The organism is Kitasatospora sp. NPDC007106, from assembly GCF_040634455.1.
In the GTDB taxonomy this organism is placed as follows: domain Bacteria; phylum Actinomycetota; class Actinomycetes; order Streptomycetales; family Streptomycetaceae; genus Kitasatospora; species Kitasatospora arboriphila.
This window is the reverse complement of the sequence record NZ_JBEYFP010001322.1, coordinates 1-1248: the sequence shown is the minus strand read 5'-3', so window position 1 is coordinate 1248 and position 1248 is coordinate 1. Positions and strand designations below refer to the sequence as shown.

2 protein-coding genes are annotated in these 1248 nt (G+C 74.4%); both read left to right on the top strand.

Features of this window, described 5'->3' with window-relative positions:
• Positions 1-297, top strand: a 297-nt coding sequence (locus ABZ641_RS38170; RefSeq protein ID WP_359989247.1) for an ATP-binding cassette domain-containing protein, incomplete at its 5' end; no start/stop codon positions are given.
• Positions 294-1248 (top strand): M20/M25/M40 family metallo-hydrolase (locus ABZ641_RS38165; protein ID WP_359989245.1); only part of this gene is annotated, 955 nt, incomplete at its 3' end. The genes ABZ641_RS38170 and ABZ641_RS38165, both read left to right, overlap by 4 nt.

Here is a 1248-nt window from a genome sequence, read left to right as displayed (position 1 = left end):
CAGCGCGTCGCGATCGCCCGCGCACTGGCGATGAAGCCGAAGCTGATGCTGTTCGACGAGCCGACCTCCGCGCTCGACCCGGAGCTCGTCGGCGACGTCCTGGACGTCATGCGGGACCTCGCCGCGGACGGCATGACGATGGTCGTGGTCACGCACGAGATCGGCTTCGCCCGCGAGGTCGGCGACACCGCGGTGTTCATGGACGACGGCGTCGTGGTCGAGGCCGGCGATCCCCGGACCGTCCTGGTGGACCCGGAGCAGGAACGCACCAAGGCGTTCCTGTCCAAGGTCCTGTGAGCGCCCCCGCAGGCCAGGCGCCGACCACGGACCGTTCCCCGGTCGGCGCCGCCGTCCTCCTGGCCGCCGCCGAGGCGGCGCTGCCGCCCTATCTCGCCGAACTCGCCGAACTGGTCGCCCTGGACTCCGGCTCCTACAGCCCCGAGGGCGTGAACCGGGTCGCGGACTGGGTCGAGCAGCGGCTGGACCGCATCGGCTTCGCGACCGAGCGCATCCCCACCCGCCTGCCCGACGGCCGCCCGTGTGGTGACGTGCTGGTCGGTCGGCTCGCCGGAACCCTGCCCGCTGCCGACGGCGGGGCCCGGATCGTGCTCGTCGGCCACATGGACACCGTCTTCGAGGACGGCACGGCCGCCGCGCGCCCCTTTCGCACCGACGGCGGCCTGGCCCACGGCCCCGGCGTCAGCGACGACAAGGGAGGACTGCTCGCCGGCATCACCGCCGCCGACCTCCTGGTCCGGCACGGGCGGACCGCGTTCGCCGAACTCGTCGTCCTCGCCACCCCGGACGAGGAGATCGGCTCGCCCGCCAGCCGCCCGATCACCGAACGCGTCGCCACCGGAGCCGACTACGCCCTCGCGCTCGAGTGCGCCCGGGAGAACGGCGACCTGGTCGTCGAACGCAAGGGCGTCGCCGACCTCCTCGTGACGGTCACGGGCCGCGCGGCCCACGCGGGCATCGAACCCGAGCGCGGCGCCAACGCGGCGCTGGCCGCGGCCCACCTCGTGGTCGACCTCCAGGCGCTCAACGGCCGCCGGCCCGGTGTCACCCTCAACGTCGGCGTGGTCCGGGCCGGCACCCGGACCAACATCGTCTGCCCCGAGGCCGAACTGCAGGTCGAGGTCCGCGCCACGACCACCGCCGGGCTGCACACCGCGATCGCCGAGATCCGCGAGGCCGCCGCCCGCACCGTCGTCGACGGCACCACCGCCCGGGTTCACCAGGTCGACC